At 49.6% G+C, this 1,457-nt stretch carries 1 protein-coding gene and 1 pseudogene; one reads left to right on the plus strand and one right to left on the minus strand.

Annotated elements, in window-relative coordinates; genetic code table 11:
• Window positions 1–426: pseudogene (locus JF818_RS09520) on the plus strand (carbohydrate-binding protein); the annotation flags it as partial.
• A 113-nt stretch (window positions 427–539) separates the two neighbouring features.
• Here JF818_RS09520 and JF818_RS09525 read toward each other — a convergent pair.
• Window positions 540–1,457, minus strand: a 918-nt coding sequence (locus JF818_RS09525; RefSeq protein ID WP_198891780.1) for a Gfo/Idh/MocA family protein, incomplete at its 5' end; no start/stop codon positions are given.

The following is a 1,457-nucleotide window of genomic DNA, read 5'->3' on the forward strand; positions in this document are numbered from 1 at the left end:
GGGCTCTTCCCCCATGCAAGCGCCAACGTTGAAACCCGCGGAGAAATGGTCTTTGCTGCCAGGAATGCCATCGATGGCATCTTTGCCAATGAGTATCATGGAGAATATCCATGGACAAGCTGGGGAATCAACCAGGACCCGAAAGCTGAGCTCCATCTTGATTTCGGAAGACCGGTAATCATAGACGAGGTTCGTCTCACCCTCAGGGCAGACTGGCCACATGACAGCTGGTGGAGTGATGCAACACTGATAGACAGCGACGGGGATATCACCCACCTCTCTCTGGAGAAATCATCATTGCCCCAACGATTCCCAGTCCAGCAGAAAACCATTACCTGTCTTACGCTCTGCAACCTGAAAAAGGCTGATGACCCCTCCCCATTCCCAGCACTTACGCAAATAGAGGTGTATGGGACAGAAGGATAAATAGGCAAAGATAGTGAGCAGTCCTTTTTAAAGGCTTTGGAGGTTCTCATAACTGTGAGGATAGAGATCCTCCAAAACTTCGAGAACCGGAATGAGCGGTTTTCACGCCTGCCCTAGCGAATCCTCACCGCCTTCTGCTCAGCCTCAATTGCCAACTCTATCGCCCTAAAGGTGTGTTCCTGTTTCATTGCCGTTTCGCTGCGGTCAAGGCAATCCCTGACCAAGCGACCAAAATACGGGAACCCAACTTTTCCACCCACGTGAAAATGCTTTTCTCCCTCTCCATCTACCAGAATCACATGATCGCCCTCTTTGGAGGCAGCAACATCGATATATTTGCGTAGCTCTATGTATCCTTTGGTGCCCACAATAAACATTCGCCCATCTCCCCAGGTGCCCAAACCATCGGGAGTGTACCAATCGAGAGAGAAGTAGCAGGGAACTCCATTGCTTGTGGTAAAGCAGGCATCTCCATAATCCTCCAGTCCTGGATACTCCCGGTGGTAGAGATTTCCCACCCTGCTGGAGATCAATGTGGCATCCTCTGCACCACTGAACTGCAGGATCTGTTCGAGTTGATGACTCCCAATATCTACCAGAATACCCCCATACTTTTCCTTTTCAAAGAACCAGTCTGGACGGCTTTTTGCTGAAAGACGATGAGGTCCCCAACCACGAATTGAGACAATATCACCTATTGCTCCATCACTCAGCAGTTTTTCAGCGTAGACAGCCGCTTCAACATGGAGGCGTTCGCTGTAGTAGACAAACCACTTGCGACCAGTCTCTGCAACCTTTCTTCGAGCCTCGGCTACCTGTTTTTGGGTGGTAAAAGGAGGTTTATCAGAGAAGTAATCCTTTCCATGATCAAGCACATCCAGTCCCAGAGGACCCCTCAGAGAAGGTATGGCGGCACTAGCGATTAATTGTATTGATGGATTCTTGAGCACTTCCTCTTTGGAAGCTGCCTGCTTCGCTGATGGGAACTTTTCCTGGAAGGATGTTACTTTCTTTGCATCTGGGTCATACAC

This window comes from Sphaerochaeta sp. S2, assembly GCF_016406725.1.
Classification (GTDB): Bacteria; Spirochaetota; Spirochaetia; order Sphaerochaetales; family Sphaerochaetaceae; genus Sphaerochaeta.